Below are 20,605 nucleotides of genomic sequence, written 5' to 3' on the forward strand. Positions count from 1 at the left end.
GCCGCGGCGGCGACCCCCGCGACGGGGTCGGCGAGCAGCACCGGCACGCAGTCGGCGGTGAGCACGGCGAGGGCGAGCCCCCGGCGCGTGGTGACGATCGCGTCGACCGACGGGACCGGGGCCGAAGATCCCCACGGCCCGTCCACCACCACCACGTCGGCCCCGTGCACCTGGTTCATCCAGACGACCCGGTCCGGTTCGACGCCGAGGGACTTGGCGGACAGGTCCCGGTTGGTGCGTACGGCGTCGGGATCGTCGCCGACCGCTCCGCCGAGGTTGAGCTCCTCATACGGAGCGGCGCTCACCCCGCCCCACCGGTCGGTGAAGCCGAAGTGCGCGCCGCTCGCGCTTTCGCGCTGTCCTATCACGACTGAAGGATCACTTGAGGAAGTCCGGTACGTCCAGTTCCTCGGCCGCGCTGTCCGAGTAGGTCCGCGGCGCCGGCGGGACCGGCGGGGCGACCGGGATGTCCTTGACCGGCTCCGGCTGGGGCTCCGGGTCCTCCTTCGGGGTCACGCTGCCGAGCGATCCGAAGGAGGGGCGGCTCTCGGTCTGCCGTACCGGGGTCGGCTCCTCGCGCTTGGCCGAGGACGAGCCGAGGACGTTGTCCCGCTTGGCGGGCGGCTGGCCGCCGTCGAAGCCGGCCGCGATCACGGTGACCCGGACCTCGTCACCGAGGGCGTCGTCGATCACCGCGCCGAAGATGATGTTGGCCTCGGGGTGGGCGGCCTCGCTCACCAGTTGCGCGGCCTCGTTGATCTCGAACAGACCGAGGTCGGAGCCGCCGGAGATGGAGAGCAGCACACCGCGGGCGCCGTCGATGGACGCCTCCAGCAGCGGCGAGGAGATCGCCATCTCGGCGGCGGCCACCGCGCGGTCGTCGCCACGGGCCGAGCCGATGCCCATCAGGGCCGAGCCGGCCTCCGACATGACCGACTTGACGTCGGCGAAGTCAAGGTTGATGAGGCCCGGGGTGGTGATGAGATCGGTGATGCCCTGGACACCGGAGAGCAGGACCTGGTCGGCCGACTTGAAGGCGTCCAGCACCGAGACCTGGCGGTCCGAGATGGACAGCAGCCGGTCGTTCGGGATGACGATGAGGGTGTCGACCTCTTCGCGGAGTTCGGCGATGCCGTCCTCGGCCTGGTTCGCACGGCGCCGCCCCTCGAAGGTGAACGGGCGGGTGACCACACCGATGGTGAGGGCACCGAGCGAGCGGGCGATGTTGGCCACGACGGGCGCGCCGCCGGTGCCGGTGCCGCCGCCTTCACCGGCTGTCACGAAGACCATGTCGGCCCCCTTGAGGACCTCCTCGATCTCCTCGCGGTGGTCCTCGGCGGCCTTGCGGCCCACGGCCGGGTTTGCTCCGGCGCCGAGTCCGCGGGTGAGTTCACGGCCGACGTCCAGCTTGACGTCGGCGTCGCTCATCAACAGAGCTTGCGCGTCGGTGTTGATGGCGATGAACTCGACGCCCTTGAGACCGACCTCGATCATCCGGTTGATGGCATTGACACCACCGCCGCCGACACCGATGACTTTGATGACTGCGAGGTAGTTCTGCGGTGCTGCCACGTCGAAGGCCTCTCGCCTCGAGTTACGTGTCGCCGAATCAGCGTGACGCCCTGCGCCCCGCGACCCGACGACTGATGCCGAATGGGACGGTCCGTATCGCCGACCCGAACCCTAACCCTGAAGTTTAGGGTTACCAGTGTGTCTGTTCCTTGGAGTCTTCTGAACAGGACACTAAGTCGACAAGTGGCGCACGTTCAACGAACACGCCGAACCTCCCGTTTTTCTTTTCACCCTATGTGATCAGCCGTAGCAGTGCCCAACCAGGGTGCTGGCCTGCGCGGATGTGCGTCAACTCGCTGATGACGCGGGCGCGGTGGGGACGCTCACGTCGAAGTACCGCGCGCCGGGCGAGGCTTTCATCAGAGCGGTGAGTGTGCGGGCCTTCGCGGCACCCTTCTCGCTGCTTCCCCAGAGGACCGTGCGGCCGTGCTTCAACTCCAGCGAGATGTCGTCGTAGGAACGGACCTTGACGGTCCGTGTCTCGTGCGCGACGGCGGCCGGAACCGCGCCGGCGACGCCGACCGCGGCGCGCACCAGCCGGGGCTCGCCGAAGCGGCGCAGGCTCGCCGCGGCGGAGCCGGTCCGGGAGAGCGTCAATTCCAGTGCGGGGACGCCTTTCGGGGCCTCGGAAACCGTGGCGAAGCGGACACCGTCATCGTCCACTTCTACGAACTTTCCGCCCTTTTGGACAATCAGAACCGGAGTCCGCTCAACCACTTTCAGGTCGATTCCGCGGGGCCAGGAACGGACCACGTCAACCGCGTCAATTCGGGGCAATTTCCGGCGCAGTCGCGTCTCGATCGCATCGGTGTCGACGGAAATCAGCGGCTTCCCCAGCGGAACCTCGGCCGCCGCCTCGACCTGAGCCGGCGTCAGCACCCGGGTGCCGGACACCGAGACGTGCTCGGCGCGCAGCCAGTCGGAGCCGTAGAACAGCCAGATCGTCGGGATGCCGAGGAACACCAGGGCGAGGCCCAGGAGGACGATCGCGCGGAGCCGGGCCCGCCGCGACCTCGGGCGGGGCGGCGGGCCGGACGACTCCTGCTGGCGTTCACCGCGCTCGGCGGTGGTCGATCCGGCCACGCTCCCTGCCTTCCGTCATACAGTCCTATCGGTGTGCACGACTGGCAGCGATCGCCTCGTACACCATGCCGACGAGCAGGTCGTCGGCGTCCCGGCGGCCGAATTCGGCGGCGGCGCGGGACATCTGGTACAGCCGGTGCGGGTCGGCGAGCACGGGCAGGAGGTTCTGCTGGACCCACTCGGGGGTGAGCTCCGCGTCGTCGACCAGCAGTCCGCCGCCGGCCTTGACCACCGGCTGGGCGTTGAGCCGCTGTTCGCCGTTGCCGATGGGCAGCGGGACATAGGCGGCAGGGAGCCCGACAGCGGAGAGTTCGGCGACGGTCATCGCACCCGCGCGGCAGAGCATCATGTCGGCCGCGGCGTACGCGAGGTCCATCCGGTCCAGGTAACTTACCGGGATGTAGGGGGGCATCCCCGGCATCTGGTGGACCTGCGGCAGTTCGTTCTTCGGGCCGACGGCATGCAGGATCTGGATCCCGGCCTGCTGGAGCCAGGGGGCGACCTGCTGGACGACCTCGTTGAGGCGGCGGGCGCCCTGGGAGCCGCCGGTGACCAGCAGCGTGGGCAGGTTCGGGTCGAGCCCGAACGCGGCCCGGGCCTCGGGGCGCACGGCGGCCCGGTCGAGCGTGGCGATGGAGCGGCGCAGCGGGATGCCGATGTAGCGGGAGTTGCGCAGCTTGCTGTCGGGCGTGGAGACGGCGACCTGGCTGGCGTACCGCGAGCCGATCTTGTTGGCCAGGCCCGGGCGGGCGTTGGCCTCATGGATCACGATCGGCACGCCCAGGCGCTTGGCCGCGAGGTAGCCGGGCAGGGCGACGTAGCCGCCGAAGCCGACCACGGCGTCCGCCTTGGTGCGCTCAAGGATCTGCTCGGTCGCCTTGATCGTGCCGCGCAGCCGTCCCGGGACGGTGATCAGCTCGGGGGTGGGCTTGCGCGGCAGCGGAACGGCGGGGATCAGCGCGAGTTCGTACCCGCGCTCGGGTACGAGACGGGTCTCGAGGCCGCGCTCCGTGCCCAGGGCCGTGATGCCCACGCTCGGGTCCTGCCTGCGCAGGGCGTCCGCGAGGGCGAGCGCGGGCTCGATGTGGCCCGCGGTTCCTCCGCCGGCGAGTACGACATGCACCGAAATTCACCGCTCTCCGGACGAGCGCGCCGCCGAGGCACGCCGTCGCATCGTGTTCCATCTCCGGGGACTCCGACCGGAACCGGTGCCCCCCGCCCCCCGCTTTCTACCAAAGCGGGGTTGCCGCATCGCAAGCGCCATCCGCACAGCGGGGTCCTCACGCGCGAAGGCGATCAGCAACCCGATGGCGAACATGGTCGGCAGCAGGGCGGAACCCCCGTAGGAGAACAGCGGGAGGGGGACGCCGGCGATCGGCAGCAGACCGAGCACCGCACCGATGTTGATCACGGCCTGGGCCGTGATCCAGGTGGTCACGCCTCCCGCGGCATACCTCACGAAGGGGTCCTCCGTGCGTCCGGCCACGCGGATACCCGCATAGCCTAGAGCCGCGAAGAGGGCGAGTACCGACAGCGTCCCCGCCAGGCCCAGTTCCTCACCGGTGACGGCGAAGATGAAGTCGGTGTGGGCTTCGGGTAGTTGACCCCATTTCTCCACACTCGCACCCAGCCCCGAACCGAAGATTCCGCCCGAGGCCAGGGCGTAGATGCCGTGCACGGCCTGCCAGCAGTCGACGGGCCCCGACTGGGGTTCGGTGGCGCCCAGGCACTGCAGCCGGGCCATGCGGTTGGGGCTGGTCTTGATGAGGATCAGGCCGAGGACCGCGGCGATCGACAGCACCCCGGCGAACAGCCGCGTGGGGGCGCCGGCCAGCCAGAGCAGGCCGAACACGATGGCCGTGAGAATGATCGCGGTGCCCATGTCGCCGCCGATCATGATCAGACCGAGCAGCATGAAGGCGGCCGGGACCAGCGGCACGAGCATGTGCTTCCACTCGTTCAGCAGCTTCCTGTCCTGCTTGCGGGCGAGCAGGTCGGCGCCCCACAGCACGAGGGCGAGCTTGCCGAACTCGCTGGGCTGGATCTGGAAGGAGCCGCCGAGCGAGATCCAGTTCTGGTTGCCGTTGACCGACACCCCTATCCCCGGGATCTGCACCAGGATCATGAGGAAGACGGCGCCCGCGAGGATGGGGTAGGCGAGCGCCCGGTGCAGTTTCACCGGCATCCGGGAGGCCGCGAGCAGCAGACCGGTGCCGATACCCGCCGCGAGCAACTGCTTGCGGAAGAAGTACGAACCGGGCAGCGACATCTGCAGCGCGGTGATCTGGGAGGCCGAGTAGACCATCACCAGTCCCAGCACGGTGATCAGCAGACTGCCGCCGAGGATCAGGTAGTAGGCGGTCAGCGGCCGGTCCCAGCCCCTGCGCGCGCGGACGTAGAGGCTCAGGACGCGGTTCTCACGCGCGAGCCCTGGCGCGACGGGGTGTTTGGGGGCGCGTGGGGTCGGGGGCCTTCCGGTGCGGCTGGTGGGCATCGCCGCTCACCCTGCCATGCCGGAGGGGAGCGTTGCGCGGTGAACGCCCCCAGGCCGCTCGGGCACCAGCCACATCCGTGTCACGTGTCCCTCCCAGGTACGCCCGGCACCGCCGCCGGGCGAGGCGGACCCGGGTCAGCCGTCGGCGGAGCCGAGCTCACGAACGGCGTCCGCGAAAGCGTCCCCGCGCTTGTTGTAGTTGGCGAACATGTCCATGGAGGCACAGGCCGGGGCCAGCAGCACCGTGTCGCCCGCCTGAGCGAGTCTTTGCGCCTCGTGGACCGCCGCGCGCATGGCCCCAGTGTCGGTCCGGTCGAGGTCGACGACGGGTACCTGCGGGGCGTGTCGCGCGAGGGCTTCCCGGATGAGCGCGCGGTCCGCGCCGATCAGCACGGCACCCCGCAGGCGCTTCGCCGACCTGGCGACCAGTTCGTCGAAGGTCGCGCCCTTCGCGAGCCCGCCCGCGATCCACACGATCGGTTCGTACGCCGCCAACGAGGCCTCCGCCGCATGGGTGTTGGTGGCCTTGGAGTCGTCGACGTACGCGACCCCGTCCACGTCCGCCACGTGCGCGATGCGGTGGGCGTCCGGGGTGAACGCCCGCAGGCCGTCCCGTACGGCCCTGGCGGGCACGCCGTAGGCACGAGCGAGGGCCGCCGCGGCCAGGGCGTTGGCGATGTTGTGCGGGGCCGGCGGGTCGACGTCGCCGACCTCGGCGAGTTCCTGGGCGTTCTTCTGCCGGTCCTCGACGAAGGCGCGGTCGACCAGGATGCCCTCCACGATGCCGAGTTGGGACGGGCCCGGGGTGTCGAGGGTGAAGCCGACGGCCCGGCAGCCCTCCTCGACGTCGGCCTCGCGGACCAGGTCCTCGGTGGACGGCTTGTCGGTGGCGTCCACGTTGTAGACGCAGGCGACGCGGTTGCCCTCGTAAATGCGGCCCTTGTCGGCGGCGTACGCCTCCATGGAGCCGTGCCAGTCGAGGTGGTCGGGGGCGAGGTTCAGCACCGCGGCCGAGTGGGCGCGCAGGGAGGGCGCCCAGTGCAGCTGGTAGCTGGAGAGCTCCACGGCCAGGACGTCGTACTGCTCCTCGCCGAGGACCGCGTCCAGCAGGGAGACGCCGATGTTGCCGACGGCGCCCGTGCGCAGGCCCGCCGCCTTCAGGATCGAGGCGAGCATCTGGACGGTCGTCGTCTTGCCGTTGGTGCCCGTGACGGCCAGCCAGTCGGCGGCGCCGGGACCGCGCAGGCGCCAGGCCAGTTCGACGTCGCCCCAGACCGGGACGCCCGCCCGTTCCGCCGCCGCGAACAGCGGCTTGTCCGGCTTCCAGCCGGGCGCGGTGACGATCAGCTCGGTGCCCTCCGGCAGGGTGTCGCCGTCACCGAGGCGCACGGTGATGCCGAGCGCCTCCAGGCCGGCCGCCTGCGCCCGCGCACGCTCGTCGGCGCCGTCGTTGACGACCGTGACGCTCGCGCCGAGGCCGTGCAGCGCCTTGGCCGCCGGGACGCCGGAAACGCCGAGCCCGGCGACGGTGACGTGCTTGCCCTGAAAGTCGAAGGGCTCCGAGGAGGTCACTTGTCCGCTGCCCATCCTGCATAGAAGAGGCCGAGTCCGACGATCACACAAATGCCCTGAATGATCCAGAAGCGGACCACGATGAGCACTTCGGACCAGCCCTTGAGTTCGAAGTGGTGCTGGAGTGGCGCCATTCGGAAGACGCGTTTTCCGGTGAGGCGGAAGGAACCGACCTGGATCACCACGGACATGGTGATCAGGACGAACAGGCCGCCGAGGATGGCGATCAGCAACTCGGTGCGCGAACAGATCGCGAGGCCGGCCAGCACACCACCGAGGGCGAGCGAACCGGTGTCCCCCATGAAGACCTTGGCCGGGGAGGTGTTCCACCACAGGAATCCGAGGCAGGCACCCATCAGCGCCGAGGAGACCACGGCGAGGTCGAGGGGATCCCGCACCTCATAGCAGGCGCCCGGGTTGGTCAGGGTCTGCGCGTTGGCGCAGGACTCCTGGAACTGCCAGACCCCGATGAAGGTATAGGCGCCGAAGACGAGCACCGAGGCGCCGGTGGCCAGGCCGTCCAGACCGTCGGTCAGGTTCACGCCGTTCGACATCGCGAGGATCATGAACAGTGCCCAGACCACGAACAGCACGGGTCCGATCGTCCAGCCGAAGTCCGTGATGAACGACAGCTTCGTGGACGCCGGGGTGTTGCCGCGGTTGTCCGCGAACTGCAGCGACAGCACCGCGAACGCGATCCCGACGGTCAACTGGCCGGCCATCTTCGCCTTGGCGCGCAGGCCGAGCGAACGCCGCTTGACGATCTTGATGTAGTCGTCGAGGAAGCCGACCAGGCCCATGCCGACCATCAGGCCGAGCACCAGCAGGCCCGAGAAGGTCGGCGCCGCGTCGACGTCCGGGTCCAGATAGCCCGTGATCACCTTGGCCAGGAAGTACGCGGCGACCGTCGCCAGGATGAAGGCGATCCCGCCCATGGTCGGCGTACCGCGCTTGCTGGCGTGCTCGCGCGGGCCGTCGTCGCGGATGTACTGGCCGTAGCCCTTGCGCGCGAGCAGCTTGATCAGCAGCGGGGTGCCGACCAGCGTGAGAAAGAGACCAATGACTCCTGCGAACAGGATCTGCTTCATCATCGGGCGGAAACCTCACCCTCGGCACCGGTCTCGATGAGCGCCTGCGCCACGCTCTCGAGCCCGACCGAACGGGACGCCTTCACGAGTACGACGTCCCCCGGGCGCAACTCGCTGCGCAACAGGTCGACCGCCGCCTGTGCGTCGGACACGTGCACCGACTCCTCACCCCACGAACCCTCGTTATATGCGCCCAGTTGCAGCCAGGCGGCTTCCCTGCCACCGACCGCGACGAGCTTGCTGACGTTGAGCCGGACGGCGAGCCGCCCGACCGCGTCGTGCTCGGCGAGAGCCTCGTCCCCGAGCTCGGCCATCTTGCCGAGCACCGCCCACGTACGACGTCCCTTGCCCATGGCCGCCAGCGCGCGCAGCGCGGCCTTCATGGACTCGGGATTCGCGTTGTAGGCGTCGTTGACGACCGTCACGCCGTCCGGGCGCTCGGTGACCTCCATCCGCCAGCGGGAGAGGGAGCCCGCCTCGGAGAGCGCCACGGCGATCTCGTCAGCGGACATGCCCAACTCGTGGGCGACGGCGGCCGCGGCGAGCGCGTTCGACACGTGGTGCTCACCGTACAGGCGCATGGTCACATCGCTTGCACCGGAGGGTGTGTGAAGCCTGAACGAGGGCTGTCCGGTGTCCGTGAGTCGCACGTTCTCGGCAGAGACGTCCGCTTCGCCGGACTCTCCGAAAGAGATCACCTTCGCCTTCGTACGGGAGGCCATGGCGCGTACGTAGGGGTCGTCCGCGTTGAGGATCGCGATGCCGCCGTCGGCCTCGGACGGCAGTGCCTCCACCAGTTCGCCCTTGGCCTGTGCGATCTGTTCGCGGCCGCCGAACTCGCCGATGTGAGCGCTGCCGACGTTGAGGACGAGGCCGACCTTCGGGGGTGTCAGGCCGGCGAGGTAGCTGATGTGCCCGATACCCCGGGCGCCCATCTCCAGGACGAGGAACCTGGTCTCCTCGGTCGCGCTGAGCGCGGTCAGCGGCAGCCCGATCTCGTTGTTGAGCGAGCCGGGCGTGAACACCGTCGGCGCCTTGCGCTGCAGCACCTGCGCGATGAGGTCCTTGGTGCTGGTCTTGCCCGCCGAGCCGGTGAGGGCGACGAGGGTGGCGCCGAGGCGCCGTACGACGTGCCGGGCGAGGGCGCCGAGGGCGCTCTGGACGTCGTCCACGACGATCGCCGGTACGCCGACGGGGCGGGTGCCGAGCACGGCCACCGCTCCCGCCTCGACGACCGACGCCGCGAAGTCGTGGCCGTCCACGCGCTCCCCGGCGAAGGCCACGAACAGGCTGCCCGGCCCCGCCTCGCGGGAGTCCCGGACGACCGGGCCGGTGACCTGGACGGACGGATCCGGTATGTCGTGCGTCTGCCCGCCGACGACTTCTGCGATCTCGGCGAGGGAGAGGGCGATCACAAGTTCATCCCCTGGGTCTTCTGGATTTTCATCCCTGGGTCTTCTGGATGGCTTCGCGGAGCACCTGGCGGTCGTCGAAGGGGCGGACCACCCCGGCGATGTCCTGGCCCTGCTCGTGGCCCTTGCCCGCGACCAGCACGGTGTCGCCGGGCTCGGCGCGGGCGACGGCGGCGGCGATCGCGGCGGCCCGGTCCTCGAAGACCTGCACCTCGCCGCGCTCGTGCGCGGGCACGGACGCCGCGCCCTGGAGCATCGTGGCGAGGATCGCGAGGGGGTCCTCGCCACGGGGGTTGTCGGAGGTCAGCACGGCGGTGTCGGCGAGCCGCGCCGCCGCGGCACCCATGGGCTCGCGCTTGGTCCGGTCCCGGTCGCCGCCGCAGCCGAGGACGATGTGCAGGCTGCCCTCGGTGACCTTGCGCAGGGCGCGCAGCACGGACTCGACCGCGTCGGTCTTGTGGGCGTAGTCGACGACCGCGAGGTAGGGCTGCCCGGCGTCCACGCGCTCCAGGCGTCCCGGGACACCGGGGACGGAGGCGACGCCGTCGGCGGCGGCCTGCGGGTCGAGGCCGGCGACGGCGAGGGCGACGATTGCGGCCAGGGTGTTGGCCACGTTGAAGGGCCCGGGCAGCGGCGACTTGGCGCTGATCCGCTCGCCCTTGGGGCCGAGGACGGTGAACGTCGAGTCCAGCCGGCCGACCTCGACGTCGTCGGCGCGCCAGTCGGCGTCGGGGTGGCCCTCGGCGGAGTAGGTGACGACCGGGACGGTGGCTTCCTTGGCCAGCCTGCGGCCGTACTCGTCGTCGACGTTGACCACGCCGAGCTTGCCGCGTTTGGGCGTGAACAGCTGCGCCTTGGCCCGGAAGTAGTCCTCCATGCCGGAGTGGAACTCCATGTGTTCCGGGCTGAGGTTGGTGAAGACGCCGATGTCGAAGACGCAGCCGTCGACCCGGCCGAGGACCAGGGCGTGACTGGAGACCTCCATGGCGACCGCGTCGACCCCGCGCTCGCGCATGACGGCGAACAGGGCCTGGAGGTCGGTGGCTTCGGGGGTGGTCCGCTCGGACTTGATGCGCTCGTCGCCGATGCGCATCTCGACCGTGCCGATCAGGCCGGTGGACCTGACCGTCTTCAGGCCGCCCTCGACGAGGTACGCCGTGGTGGTCTTGCCGGAGGTGCCGGTGATGCCGATCTGGAGCAGGTCCCGGCCGGGGTGGCCGTAGATCGTGGCGGCCAGCTCGCCCATCTGCGCACGCGGGTCGTCGACGACCAGGACCGGCAGCCCGGACGCGGCGGCGCGCTCGGCGCCGCTCGGGTCGGTCAGCACGGCGGCGGCACTCAGGCCCGCGGCCTGGTTGACGAAGTCGGCACCGTGCAGCCGGGCCCCCGGCAGGGCGGCGTACAGGTCGCCGGGGCGCACGGCGCGTGAGTCGTGGGTGATGCCCGTGACCTCGGCGGCGTTCTCCGGCGTGGGAGTACCCAGCTGATCGGCGAGTTCCGCGAGAGGTGTGGCGGAGACCTGCACCGGCCTGGGCGGCCCGGGGTATGTCACGGGATGGCCCTTCTGGGTGGTTTGGGACTGATCAGCGTGTGGCACGGCGGTGAGCGTACCGGGCGTACGCGCCTCCGGGCGAAGTGAGGGGCCGGGGCTGCTCTGGTTGCCGGGCTCGGGGGTGATCGTTGTCACGGAGGCGGTCCTGGTGGCTCGGTGGGGCTGGGTGCTGATCAGGGCGGGTCGGCGCTGATCACTGCTTGAAGGAGACGGGCAGCTTGGCGGCCTTGGCGCCGGTCGGGGGGACCTGGAGGGACTTCAGTGCGAACTCCATGACCTTCTTGTAGACGGGTCCACAGATCTGACCGCCGAAGTAGCTGCCCTGGGTGGCGTTCTGGATGGCGCAGTAGACGGTGACGCGGGGCTTGTCGGCGGGTGCGAACCCGGCGAACGACGAGGTGTAGCCGTGGTACTTCCCGGTGGCCGGATCCACGCGGTTGGCGGTACCCGTCTTGCCCGCGACGCGGTAGCCGGGGATGCGCGCCTTGGTGCCGGTGCCCTCCTCGTCGTCCACGACGGACTCCAGCATGCGGGCGAGGGTCTTCGCCGTCTTCGCGTCGACGACCCGGCTCTTGGCGGGCTTCGGGGCGGGTGTGAAGCGCCCGTCGGGGCCCTTGGTGCCGCGCACGAGGGTGGGATCGATACGGACCCCGTCGTTGGCGATGGTCGAGTACACCGAGGCCGCCTGCATGGCGTTGATGGAGACGCCCTGGCCGAAAGGGATCGTGTACTGCTGCGAGGTCGACCACTTGTCGGGCGGGGCGAGGATGCCCTTGGTCTCGCCGGGGAAGCCGAGCCCGGTGTAGCTGCCGAGGCCGAACTTGCGCAGGTAGTCGTAGAGGACCTTGTTGGCCTGGGCCTGGGTCTTTCCGAGCTGTCCGGTGGCGAGGATGGTGCCGATGTTGCTGGACTTGGCCAGGACGCCGTTGAGCGTCAGGTACCAGGTCGGGTGGTCGACGTCGTCCTTGAAGAGCCGGTCCCCGCGGTGCAGCCGGTTGGGCACGACCACGTGGGTCTCCGAGGTGGCGGCGTTCTCCTGGAGGACGGCCGCCATCGACATGACCTTGGCGGTGGAGCCGGGCTCGAAGGCGTCCTGGAGGGCCGCGTTGCCGAGGGCGGCCGGGTCGGCGTCGGACAGGTCGTTCGGGTCGAAGCCGGGCGAGTTGGCCATGGCCAGGATCTGCCCGGTGCGGGTGTCCTGGACGATGACGTAGCCGCGGTCGGCGGCGGACTCCTTCACCTGGTCGCTGATGGCGTTCTGGGCGGCCCACTGGATGTCGCGGTCGATGGTGAGCTCGATGTCGCTGCCGGGGACGGCGGGGGTCTCGGTGGAGCCCGCGGTGGGCACGAGACGGCCGCCGGACTGGGCGTAGCGGATCTTGCCGTCCTTGCCTGCGAGCTGCTTGTTCAGCTGCAGTTCGATGCCGCCGCCGGGCTTGCCCTCGGCGTTCACCCAGCCCAGTATCCCGGCGGCCAGGTCGCCTCCCGGGTACACGCGCTTGCTGGTGGCCACGGAGAAGACGCCCGAGAGGACGTTGGGCGTGGACTTGTCCGCCTCCGCCTTCTTGGCGAGCGCCGACTTGAGGTCCTTGATCTGCTTCCAGACCTGCGGGGTCTGTCGCGAGGCCAGTTTCACGTAGCGCAGGGCCTTGTTCTCGGGCCGCAGCTTCTCGACCAGGTCCTCCTGCTCCTGGCCGAGGATCGGCGCGAGGAGTGCGGCGGCCTGTTCGGGCCCATCCCCGATCTTCAGCATGTCGGGGGCGAACATCGTGGGGTCTGCGGTGATGTCGTAGGCGTCCTCGCTGGTCGCGAGGGCCACACCGGACCGGTCGGTGATCTCGCCCCGGTCCGCGGCCAGCACCTGCCCGACGTACCGGTTCTGCTCGGCCTTGGCGGCGTAGGTGCTCGCGTCGACGGCCTGCACCTGGAAGAGCCGCACCACGAAGGCGGTCAGGACCAGGGTCAGCGCCAGTCCGACCAGACGCAGACGGGGGCGGGGGCTGCCGAGCCGCAGCGGCTTGGGCGCCGCCGGGCGGGCCTGCCCCGGCCGCCGGGCCGGACGGGCACCGGGGCCGGGACGGCGCCGGGCGTCGGGGCGGGCGCGCCGGGCGGGGCCGGGCACACGGCGACGTGGCGGTTCCCTGTCGGACACTTCCGTCACCTGCCGGGGGTCGGGGCGGGGCCGTCGGTCATGGCCTCGGGGGCGAGGACCAGGGGGGTGTACCCGGCGGGCTGCCGGACACCGGGGGCGGCGCTGGGCACGCCCTTGACGGTGCCGTCGGGATCGAGGAACGCGGGGTCACCGCCGGGCACCATGCCGAGCTCGCGGGCGCGGCGCTGCAGGGCGTCGGGGGCGGAGTAGGCGTCGATGTCCCGCTGGAGGGCCTGCTCTTCGTCGGTGAGGCTTTTGGTCCCGCGCTGGAGGTCGTCGAGTTTGAACGCGCCCTCGCTGAGCGCCGAGTTCAGCACCAGGAGGCAGATGAGACCGCCGCCGAGGAGGAGGACGACCAGCAGGACGAACGGTGTGCGGGCCGCCTGCCCGGGGCCGGTCGGGAGGAGCCGCGCGAGTCGGGCGGCCCTCCCCTTCAGTTCGGGTTTGCCGCTCACGCACGCTCCCTCGGTCCGGGCTGCACACGCCTCACTCGACGTCCTCCCTGATGCGCTGGGCGCCGCGCAGCCGCGCCGGTGCCGCCCGCCGGTTCTCGGCGATCTCCTCTTCCGTGGGGAGTTCGGCACCGCGCGTGAGGAGCTTGAGCCTCGGCTGGTAGCGCTCGGGGACGACGGGCAGCCCGGGCGGCGCGGTGATGGCGGCGCCCGCCGCGAAGACCTGCTTGACCAGCCGGTCCTCCAACGAGTGGTACGACAGCACGGCGATCCGTCCGCCCATGTCGAGTGCCTTCACCGCGGCGGGGATCGCCCGCTCCAGAACGGCCAGCTCGCCGTTGACCTCGATGCGCAGGGCCTGGAAGGTGCGCTTGGCCGGGTTGCCGCCGGTGCGCTTGGCGGCCTGCGGCAGCGCGTCCCGGATCAGCTCGACAAGCCGCGCGCTGTTGCTGAACGGCTCCTTCTCCCGCTCGCGCACGATCGCGCTCACGATCCGCTTGGCCTGCTTCTCCTCGCCGTAGGCCCGCAGGATGCGCACGAGCTCGCCCGGCGGGTAGGTGTTGAGGACCTCGGCGGCGCTGACGCCGGTCGTCTGGTCCATGCGCATGTCGAGCGGGGCGTCCTGGGCATAGGCGAAGCCGCGGTCGGCCTCGTCGAGCTGCATGGAGGAGACGCCCAGGTCGAACAGGACGCCCTGCACGCGCGCGATGCCGAGCCTGTGCAGCACTTCGGGGAGCTCGTCGTAGACGGCGTGCACGAGGGTGGCGCGCTCGCCGTAGGGCGCGAGGCGCTCGCCGGACAGGCGCAGGGCCTCCTTGTCGCGGTCGAGGGCGACGAGCCGGGCGTCGGGGAACCTCGCGAGGAGCGCCTCGCTGTGGCCGCCGAGGCCGAGGGTGCAGTCGACGACCACGGCGTCCGGGCCCTCCAGGGCGGGCGCCAGCAGATCCAGGCACCGCTGGAGCATCACCGGGACGTGTCGACTCTCTCCCTCCCGTCGCCCGCCACCACCCTCATTCGAATGCGCTTCGCGCCCCATCGATCCCGGGCCCTCTCAGATCCGGCGCGGCCCTGCGCACCGCCGGGTCCCCGCCCGCTCGTGGGCAATGGGACCTGCCGGCGCCGGAAGCGTCAGCCGACCGGGAGCGGGAGGAGGCCGAGCCGTACGTACGCGCCGCGCACGCGGGGAGATCACCGGTCGTCGCCGGAGTCTCCGAAGAACATCAGTCCAGCGGGGAGAGTCTCGCCTCCCGCTTCGCGTCACTTTAGTCCACCCTGTCGCCCGGTCAATCAACCGGCCTGCGCGTCGCCGCCGTTCGCGCGCAGACCGGGACATCGCCCTTGTGGGTTACCTCACACACCCCACCCGGGGGCATTCTTTGTTCACTTCCACAGGAGGCCTGGACGGGGTGTGACCAGTAACGTCATAGCTATGACGACTTCTGCATCGGTTCCCACAGGTTCGGAGAGCGCCATAAGGGCCGGCGACACGGTCACCGACCGTCTCGTGGAGGCGAACGCCCGGTACGCCGACGCTTTCGCCGACCCGGGGATGGACGCCCGGCCCGTGCTGCACGTCGCCGTCGTGGCCTGCATGGACGCCCGCCTCGACCTGCACGCGGCCCTCGGGCTCGAGCTCGGCGACTGCCACACGATCCGCAACGCGGGCGGCGTCGTCACCGACGACGTGATCCGCTCCCTCACCATCAGCCAGCGCAAGCTGGGCACCCGCAGCGTGGTGCTCATCCACCACACCGGCTGCGGCCTGGAGAGCCTCACCGAGGACTTCCGCAACGAGCTGGAGGCCGAGGTCGGCCAGCGTCCGGCGTGGGCCGTGGAGTCCTTCCGGGACGTCGACCAGGACGTGCGGCAGTCGATGCAGCGCGTGCGCACCTCGCCGTTCGTGCCGCACACCGACGATGTGCGCGGATTCGTGTTCGACGTGAAGACCGGCCTGCTGCGGGAGGTCGACCCGGCCTCCTGATCCCGGCCCGCCGACCAGGGCGCCGCGGGCCGCCCGCCCCGGAAGGCCACCTGCTGTAGCTGTCGAAAACCTGTCAGTCATGCGTTCGAATGGCTGCAAGACCGACATATCGCGGCCAGTTGTCCACAGTCGAGTGACACGAAACGGTAACGGCAGCAAGAATGCGGGAGTGGCGTCGCGCGGAACTTTTCACGCGTGGTGTCCGTGGTTCGGGGTGGGCCGGCCTGCGTCATGTGGCGTCGGCCCGGGAAAATGGGGTATCCCGTGCTCCTTGGGGGCACGGGAAAGGCCGAGGAGGGCCGGGTGACGACCTATGACGATCGAGCGAGCCTCACTGATCTGACCGCCGTGGTGGAGCGCGTGCGGGAGTCGGTGGAAGGCGTGATCGAGGGCAAGCCCGAGGTCGTACGGCTCTCGCTGACCGTGCTGCTCGCCGAGGGACATCTGCTGATCGAGGACGTCCCCGGAGTCGGCAAGACGATGCTGGCCAAGGCGCTGGCGCGGTCCATCGACTGCTCGGTGCGGCGCATCCAGTTCACGCCGGACCTGCTGCCCTCGGACATCACCGGTGTGTCCATCTGGGACCAGCAGCGCGGCGACTTCGAGTTCAAACCGGGCGCGATCTTCGCACAGGTGGTGATCGGCGACGAGATCAACCGCGCCTCGCCCAAGACGCAGTCCGCGCTCCTGGAGTCCATGGAGGAGCGGCAGGTCACCATCGACGGCAAGACCTACGAACTGCCCAGCCCCTTCATGGTGGTGGCGACGCAGAACCCGGTCGAGATGGAGGGTACCTACCCGCTGCCGGAGGCCCAGCGCGACCGCTTCATGGCCCGGGTGTCGGTCGGCTACCCGAGCGCGGAGGCCGAGCTGCAGATGCTGGACGTGCACGGCGGCGTCTCGCCGCTGGAGGACCTCCAGCCCGTGGCCCACGCGCACGAGATCCTCAAGCTCGTCGAGGCGGTGCGCGGGGTACACGTCGCCGAGCCGGTGCGGCGCTACGTGGTCGACCTGGTCGGCGCGACGCGCACGCACCCCGACCTGAGACTCGGCGCCTCCCCGCGCGCGACGCTGCACCTGCTGCGCGCGGCGAAGGCGTCCGCGGCCCTGAGCGGCCGGGAGTACGCGCTGCCGGACGACGTGCAGGCACTCGCCGTCGCCGTCCTGGCCCACCGGCTGCTGCCCACCGCTCAGGCCCAGCTCAACCGGCGCACCGCCGAGCAGGTCGTCGAGGAGATCCTGCAGCGCACCCCGGTGCCGGCGGCGCAGCAGCAGAGCGGCTTCGGCGACCTGGGCCCTACGGCGCCGGTGTATCCCCAGCAGCCGCCGCGGAGGCTGTGATGACCACCGCGGGGGCGGGGCAGGCGGAGGCCGACCAGGGTGAGAAGGGCGGCATCCGCACCGCCCTGGCCGGTCTGACCACCCGCGGACGCTCCTTCCTGGCCGCCGGAATCGCGGCCGCTATCTGCTCGTACGTGCTCGGCCAGAGCGACCTGCTGCGCGTGGGTCTGCTGCTGGCGGTGCTGCCGCTGGTGTGCGCCGCGGTGCTGTACCGCAGGCGCTACCGGGTCGCGGGCAGCCGCCGCCTCTCCCCCGCGCGCGTGCCCGCCGGCAGCGAGGCCCGGGTCCACCTGCGGATGGACAACGTCTCGCGGCTGCCCACGGGCCTGCTGATGCTCCAGGACCGGGTGCCGTACGTGCTCGGCCCCCGGCCCCGTTTCGTGCTCGACCGGGTGGAGGCGGGCGGCCGGCGCGAGGTGTCCTACCGGGTGCGCTCCGACCTGCGCGGCCGCTACCCGCTGGGGCCGCTCCAACTGCGCCTGACCGACCCGTTCGGCATGTGCGAGCTGACCCGCTCCTTCTCCACGTACGACACCCTCACGGTCATCCCGCGCGTGGAGCCGCTGGCGCCGGTGCGCCTCAGCGGCGAGGCGAAGGGGTACGGCGACGGACGGCAGCGGTCGCTCGCCCTGGCCGGCGAGGACGACGTGATCCCGCGCGGCTACCGCTACGGCGACGACCTGCGCCGCGTGCACTGGCGCTCCACCGCCCGCTACGGCGAGTTGATGGTGCGCCGCGAGGAGCAGCCCCAGCGCGCCCGCTGCACGGTGCTGCTGGACACCCGCGGCATCGCCTACCAGGGCGCGGGACCGGACTCGGCCTTCGAGTGGGCCGTGTCGGGCGCCGCGTCCGTGCTGGTGCACATGCTCGAACGAGGCTACTCGGTACGGCTGTTGACGGACACCGGCAACGCGGTGCCCGGCGAGGGCGGGGACGGTTTCACGGGCGCGAACCAGGAGTCGGCGGACGCGGCCGGGCTGATGATGGACACCCTCGCGGTGATCGACCACTCCGACGGCGCGGGCCTGTCCCGGGCCTACGACGTCCTGCGCGGCGGGAACGAGGGGCTGCTGGTGGCCTTCCTCGGCGACCTGGACGAGGACCAGGCGGCCGTGCTGGGCCGGATGCGCCAACGCGGCCCGGGCGCGGTCGGCTTCGTGCTGGACAGCGACACCTGGGTGCGGGAACCGAGCGACGTGCCCGGCCCGTTGGACAGAAGCGGAGACCGGTTGCGCATGCTGCGAGAGGCGGGGTGGACGGCGCTGCGCGTGCCGCGGGGCGCCTTGGTGGACGAGCTGTGGGGGCAGGCCGACCGGGCGCGCAGGGGCGTGGCCGCCGCGAGCGGCGGGGAGAGGCCGTGATGAGCGGGCGGGTACGACTGACGCTGGGCGCCTGGGCGGCCACGCTGACGGCCGCGTGCGCCCTGCTGCCCCTCGTCGAGCCGGCCACATGGATCGTGCAGGCGGCCTTCCTGCTGGCCCTGCAGTCGGGCGTGGGGGGCGCTGCCCGCCGGGTACCGCTGGCCCGGCCGCTGACGGTGGCGGCGCAGACCGTGGTCACCGTCGCGCTGCTGACCTTCGTCTTCGCCCGTGAGCAGGCCCTGGCCGGGCTGGTTCCGGGGCCGCAGGCCTTCGACCGCTTCGCGCTGCTGCTCCAGCAGGGCGGGGACGACATCGCGCGATACGCGATCCCGGCTCCCCTGGAGTCCGACGGCATCCGGCTGATGCTCGTCGGCGGGGTCCTGATCATCGGACTGCTGGTGGACACCCTCGCGGTGACCTTCCGCAGCGCCGCTCCGGCCGGGCTGCCCCTGCTCGCGCTGTACTCGGTGGCCGCGGGGCTGTCCGACGGGGGCACGGACTGGCTGTGGTTCCTGGTGGCGGCGGCCGGCTATCTGATGCTGCTCCTGGCCGAGGGGCGGGACCGGCTCTCCCAGTGGGGCCGGGTCTTCGGCGGCGCCCCGCGCACGGCCGGCGGGGAGCCGAGCGGCGCGGTCGCCCCGATCCGCACCGGCCGGCGCATCGGTGTGGTCGCGCTCGGCATCGCCCTGGTGGTGCCGCTCGGCCTGCCGGCGATGAACGGCGGTCTGCTGGACTCCGTGGGAGCGGGCGCGGGCGGTGGCCCGGGCGGCGGGGGCACGATCTCCGCCGTGAACCCGCTGGTGTCGCTGCGGGACAGTCTGAACGCGGACGAGGACCAGCAGGTCCTGTCCGTGCGGACCAAGATGGCAGACGTCTCGGACCTGTATCTGCGGATCGTGTCCCTGGACGACTTCGACGGCACCACGTGGAAGCCGTCCCGGCGGTCCATCGCCGCCGTCCCCGACGGCACCTTCCCGGACCCGGTCGGCCTCAGCCCGGACGTCAAGCGCACGGAGGTCGACACCACGATCACGGCGGCCGACTGGTACGCCCAGGACTGGCTCCCCATGCCGTACCCGCCGAGCGGCGTGCGCATCAGCGGCAACTGGCGGTACGAGCCGCTGGGCATGACGCTGGTCGGCGACCACGGGCAGAACACGCGAGGCCTGACGTACCAGGTCAAGAGCCTGAATGTGCGGCCGACGGCGGAGCAGCTCGCCTCGGCGGGGCCGCCGCCCGCGGACGTCGAGCGTGACTTCACCGAGCTGCCCGACTCGCTGCCTTCGGTGGTGGGCCGCACCGCCCGCAAGGTCACCGCGGGCGCCGCCGACCCGTACGACCAGGCGGTCAAGCTCCAGGACTGGTTCGCCGTGACCGGCGGCTTCGAGTACGACACGCAGGTGCAGGTCGGCAGCGGCTCGCAGGCGATCGCCCGCTTCCTGAAGGACAAGCAGGGCTTCTGCGTGCACTTCTCCTTCGCGATGGCGGCGATGGCCCGCTCCCTGGGCATACCGGCCCGGGTCGCGGTGGGCTTCGCGCCCGGTTCCCCGCAGGCGGACGGCTCGGTGTCGGTGGGGCTGCGGGACGCGCACGCCTGGCCCGAGCTGTACTTCGAGGGCGTGGGCTGGACCCGCTTCGAGCCCACGCCGAACCGCGGCTCGATCCCGTCGTACACCCTGCCCGACAACCCCGACAGCTCGGCGCCCGACCAGGCACGCCCGTCCCGGTCGGCGTCCACCGCGCCGTCCGCGGCGCCCTCGGCGAGCGAGACCTGCACGCCGGAGCAGAAGAAGCTGGACGGCGGCTGTGCCGGCGAGTCGCCGCAGGCGGCGCTGCCCACGGACGACGGCGGCCCGAAGTGGTACGCGTTCCTGGCGTGGGCCCTCGCCGGTCTCGCCGTCCTGGCGCTCCCCCTCGCACCGATGCTGTGGCGGCTGCGGACGCGCACGGCACGCCTCGGGGCACATGGACGCAGCGAGGCGGACGCGGCACTGCACACGCTGGCCGTCTGGCAGGAGCTGACCGACACGGCGTGGGACTACGGCATCACGCCGGACGAGTCGCAGACCCCGCGCAAGGCGGCCGCCCGCATCGTCCGCCTCGGCGACCTGGACGCGACGGCCGCGGCCTCGGTGCACCGGGTGGCGAACGGGGTGGAGCAGGTCCTGTACGCACCGCATCCCCGCCCGGTGGCGGGCCTCACTGACGATGTCCGCCGTGCGACGGCGGGCCTCGGCGCGGCGGCCGGCCGCGCGGCGAGACTCCGCGCGCTGCTGGCACCCCGCTCCACCGTGCGGGTGGTGTGGTCGGCGTCGGCCTGGTGGACGAGGGTGCGGGAGCGCGCGCTGGCGCTGCGGCCGACGTGGCGGAAGACGTCGGGGCAGCAGGGCTGAGGGGCAGGGATACACGGGGCTGAGGCCGGCCGGTGGTGCGGGTGCATCGGCCGGCCTTGTTGTGTCCGTGCCGGGCAGGTGTCGCAGGGACGGTGGGTTGCTGGTCAGCCGGGGTTGGGCAGGAGCGCGAGCCGTTCTAGGGCAGCGGTGAT

16 protein-coding genes are annotated in these 20,605 nt (G+C 71.4%); 4 read left to right on the plus strand and 12 right to left on the minus strand.

The genetic code is table 11. The features are described 5' to 3' along the window. The 12 genes from ABZ281_RS06315 to rsmH form a co-directional block, all read right to left on the minus strand. Positions 1-368 (minus strand): laccase domain-containing protein (locus ABZ281_RS06315; protein ID WP_356652661.1); only part of this gene is annotated, 368 nt, incomplete at its 3' end. A 10-nt stretch (positions 369-378) separates the two neighbouring features. Further along, positions 379-1,572, minus strand: coding sequence for a cell division protein FtsZ (gene ftsZ / locus ABZ281_RS06320; RefSeq protein WP_356652663.1), 1,194 nt, complete (start codon positions 1,570-1,572; stop codon positions 379-381). Between the two features lie 288 nt (positions 1,573-1,860). Then, positions 1,861-2,655 (minus strand): FtsQ-type POTRA domain-containing protein, encoded by a 795-nt coding sequence (locus tag ABZ281_RS06325; RefSeq protein ID WP_356652665.1) that lies wholly within the window; start codon positions 2,653-2,655, stop codon positions 1,861-1,863. Positions 2,656-2,680: 25 nt separating this feature from the next. Continuing rightward, complete coding sequence (gene murG, locus ABZ281_RS06330) at positions 2,681-3,778, minus strand: undecaprenyldiphospho-muramoylpentapeptide beta-N-acetylglucosaminyltransferase (protein WP_356652667.1); 1,098 nt, start codon at positions 3,776-3,778, stop codon at positions 2,681-2,683. A 6-nt stretch (positions 3,779-3,784) separates the two neighbouring features. After that, the gene (gene ftsW / locus ABZ281_RS06335) at positions 3,785-5,149 is read right to left on the minus strand and encodes a putative lipid II flippase FtsW (protein ID WP_356652669.1); all 1,365 of its coding nucleotides are present in this window, start codon (positions 5,147-5,149) and stop codon (positions 3,785-3,787) included. Positions 5,150-5,284: 135 nt separating this feature from the next. Then, positions 5,285-6,721, minus strand: a complete 1,437-nt coding sequence (gene murD, locus ABZ281_RS06340) for a UDP-N-acetylmuramoyl-L-alanine--D-glutamate ligase (protein ID WP_356652671.1) — start codon at positions 6,719-6,721, stop codon at positions 5,285-5,287. Next, a complete protein-coding gene (mraY, locus tag ABZ281_RS06345; protein WP_102907753.1) occupies positions 6,718-7,809 on the minus strand; it encodes a phospho-N-acetylmuramoyl-pentapeptide-transferase in 1,092 nt (363 codons plus the stop codon). The genes murD and mraY overlap by 4 nt, the downstream gene beginning before the upstream one ends. Beyond that, the gene (gene murF, locus ABZ281_RS06350) at positions 7,809-9,224 is read right to left on the minus strand and encodes a UDP-N-acetylmuramoyl-tripeptide--D-alanyl-D-alanine ligase (protein ID WP_356652673.1); all 1,416 of its coding nucleotides are present in this window, start codon (positions 9,222-9,224) and stop codon (positions 7,809-7,811) included. Before murF ends, mraY begins: the two co-directional genes overlap by 1 nt. Positions 9,225-9,252: 28 nt before the next feature. Further along, positions 9,253-10,773 (minus strand): UDP-N-acetylmuramoyl-L-alanyl-D-glutamate--2,6-diaminopimelate ligase, encoded by a 1,521-nt coding sequence (locus ABZ281_RS06355; RefSeq protein WP_356652689.1) that lies wholly within the window; start codon positions 10,771-10,773, stop codon positions 9,253-9,255. A gap of 193 nt (positions 10,774-10,966) precedes the next feature. Then, complete coding sequence (locus ABZ281_RS06360) at positions 10,967-12,925, minus strand: penicillin-binding protein 2 (protein ID WP_356652675.1); 1,959 nt, start codon at positions 12,923-12,925, stop codon at positions 10,967-10,969. Positions 12,926-12,930: 5 nt separating this feature from the next. Beyond that, entirely contained in the window at positions 12,931-13,380 is a 450-nt protein-coding gene (locus ABZ281_RS06365; RefSeq protein WP_356652677.1) for a hypothetical protein, read from the minus strand. A gap of 31 nt (positions 13,381-13,411) precedes the next feature. Next, a complete protein-coding gene (gene rsmH / locus ABZ281_RS06370) occupies positions 13,412-14,413 on the minus strand; it encodes a 16S rRNA (cytosine(1402)-N(4))-methyltransferase RsmH (RefSeq protein WP_356652679.1) in 1,002 nt (333 codons plus the stop codon). Positions 14,414-14,806: 393 nt separating this feature from the next. On the opposite strand from rsmH, the gene ABZ281_RS06375 reads away from it, so the two are divergent. From ABZ281_RS06375 to ABZ281_RS06390, 4 genes are all read left to right on the plus strand, one after another. Further along, positions 14,807-15,358 carry a carbonic anhydrase gene (locus ABZ281_RS06375; RefSeq protein WP_356652681.1) on the plus strand — a complete coding sequence of 184 codons (552 nt, stop codon included), beginning with the start codon at positions 14,807-14,809 and terminating at the stop codon, positions 15,356-15,358. A 303-nt stretch (positions 15,359-15,661) separates the two neighbouring features. Further along, positions 15,662-16,699 carry a MoxR family ATPase gene (locus ABZ281_RS06380; RefSeq protein WP_356652683.1) on the plus strand — a complete coding sequence of 346 codons (1,038 nt, stop codon included), beginning with the start codon at positions 15,662-15,664 and terminating at the stop codon, positions 16,697-16,699. Then, positions 16,699-18,060, plus strand: coding sequence for a DUF58 domain-containing protein (locus ABZ281_RS06385; RefSeq protein WP_356652685.1), 1,362 nt, complete (start codon positions 16,699-16,701; stop codon positions 18,058-18,060). The genes ABZ281_RS06380 and ABZ281_RS06385 overlap by 1 nt, the downstream gene beginning before the upstream one ends. Continuing rightward, positions 18,060-20,453, plus strand: coding sequence for a DUF3488 and transglutaminase-like domain-containing protein (locus ABZ281_RS06390; RefSeq protein ID WP_356652687.1), 2,394 nt, complete (start codon positions 18,060-18,062; stop codon positions 20,451-20,453). The genes ABZ281_RS06385 and ABZ281_RS06390 overlap by 1 nt, the downstream gene beginning before the upstream one ends. The last annotated feature ends 152 nt before the right edge of the window (positions 20,454-20,605 follow it).

The sequence above is a fragment of the Streptomyces sp. NPDC006265 genome, assembly GCF_040613555.1.
In the GTDB taxonomy this organism is placed as follows: domain Bacteria; phylum Actinomycetota; class Actinomycetes; order Streptomycetales; family Streptomycetaceae; genus Streptomyces.